This window comes from Rugamonas rubra (assembly GCF_900114705.1).
Lineage (GTDB): Bacteria > Pseudomonadota > Gammaproteobacteria > Burkholderiales > Burkholderiaceae_D > Rugamonas > Rugamonas rubra.
This window is the reverse complement of sequence record NZ_FOTW01000077.1, coordinates 1-1,512: the sequence shown is the minus strand read 5'-3', so window position 1 is coordinate 1,512 and position 1,512 is coordinate 1. Positions and strand designations below refer to the sequence as shown.

Genomic DNA, 1,512 nt, shown 5'->3' with positions numbered 1-1,512 from the left:
TCACGGCCGGCCAGCGGGCGTGGCTGCAGAAAATCTTTCCGGACGGCGTGTGCGACTACGCGGCGGCGGGCCTGCGCTAGGCCGGGCCGGGCCGGGCCGTGGACACGTCCATTTCAAGCGGCCAGTGCTAGTTTTATGTGGCTGGCCTACCTTCGTTGTCCACAAGTGAGACGCTTTCAATGAATAGCTGGAATAACAATTTCGTGGGTTCATTTCCCCCAACTGACAGGCTGAAGTCTCCACGCGCCTCATTTTTCATGCCAATATATCCGGGCAGGTTCCCTTCATTCGCAGTTGCCTTTTGATAATAGTTTCCGTCCCGCTTGGCTATCGTTGCCAGGGAACTGGTTGCCCCGCTTCCCTCTCTAGCCAGAGCCATGTATTGATGATTGAACAGCAGCTCATCAGCCCCAGGTTTTAACTTGAATTCCATTATCACAGGGTCATCGCCTTTATCGTAGGTCTTTGCCTGCTCAAGTCCCCCGATATGCGCGCCGATCGGTATTATTCTGTTACCGCTCTTCAGGTGCCGACTTAAAGGTGCCCCGTCCAATTCCGGGCCGCCTTCAACAATTGCCCCGCCATTTTTTACGAATGCTTCAATCTCGTCTTTCTGCTCAGTCCATGCCATGATGGAATTGGCCTCGGCCCGTCCCATTCCTCTAAAAGCTTTGAGCTGAGGGGGAGTATCTGGCATAGCTGCCAGTTCATCGAGTCTATTGAGTAACGCTCGCCCGTCTGAAACAACCGTCGCCAAATCTTTGCCGGGAGACGGCCTCGACCCTCTCGATGTCGTCACGGCTGGCCCAGCGGCTGTTTCATAGGCGTTCCAGAATTTCCTCTTGTTGGCCTCACTGCTCGCTGTACGTTCTTTTTGCGTCAGGAGTGCTGCCCAATGACCCTTCGTCCATTTGCTTTGTATGCCTGCGTTCGCACCAGCGTTCGTCTCGCCCCCGGGATTCGCAGCAGCGGAAAGCATATGCTGAAAAGTCCCTCTCCCAGCATGGATATTAGCGTGGCTAGGGGGAGCGGCACTGGCTGACATTGGTGCTGCGGCTGCCGCGTGCGTCGTAGTGGAAGAAGACTCAGCTAGAGAGAGGGGAGTTGCAAGGATAGGAGGGCAAGAACCAATTGTTGACATACAGACTCCCGAGAGGCGTTGTTGTAGAATTCGATCGGAAAATTTCCGGAGGCATTCATAGGTGTTCTGACCTGGCGTCAGGTTCCATAAGAGATGGGCAATCGCATGCACGGCAGTTGCTCCGGGCTGTATCCGGGCGCCACACGTATCTTCCTGATTATGTTCTTCCATCAGCCTTTCCCAGCACCAACCATTTCGGGCACGGCCTCGTCTGCGCCAGCGCGACCGCCAGTCGCGGCACCATGGCGGCCATGGCGGCGCGGCGGTTGAAGCGATTTCACGGCCGGCCAGCGGGCGTGGCTGCAGAAAATCTTTCCGGACGGCGTGTGCGACTACGCGGCGGCGGGCCTGCGCTAGGCCGGGCCGGGCCG

General features: G+C 57.1%; 1 protein-coding gene and 1 pseudogene. One reads left to right on the top strand and one right to left on the bottom strand.

Going from position 1 to position 1,512, the window contains the following annotated elements; all coding sequences use genetic code 11:
• Window positions 1-133: 133 nt before the first annotated feature.
• A complete protein-coding gene (locus tag BM252_RS30780) occupies window positions 134-1,312 on the bottom strand; it encodes a hypothetical protein (RefSeq protein ID WP_139236839.1) in 1,179 nt (392 codons plus the stop codon).
• 111 nt (window positions 1,313-1,423) lie between these two features.
• Between BM252_RS30780 and BM252_RS32300 the strand changes: the two are divergent.
• A pseudogene (locus BM252_RS32300) lies at window positions 1,424-1,498 on the top strand (hypothetical protein); the annotation flags it as partial.
• Window positions 1,499-1,512 lie beyond the last annotated feature (14 nt).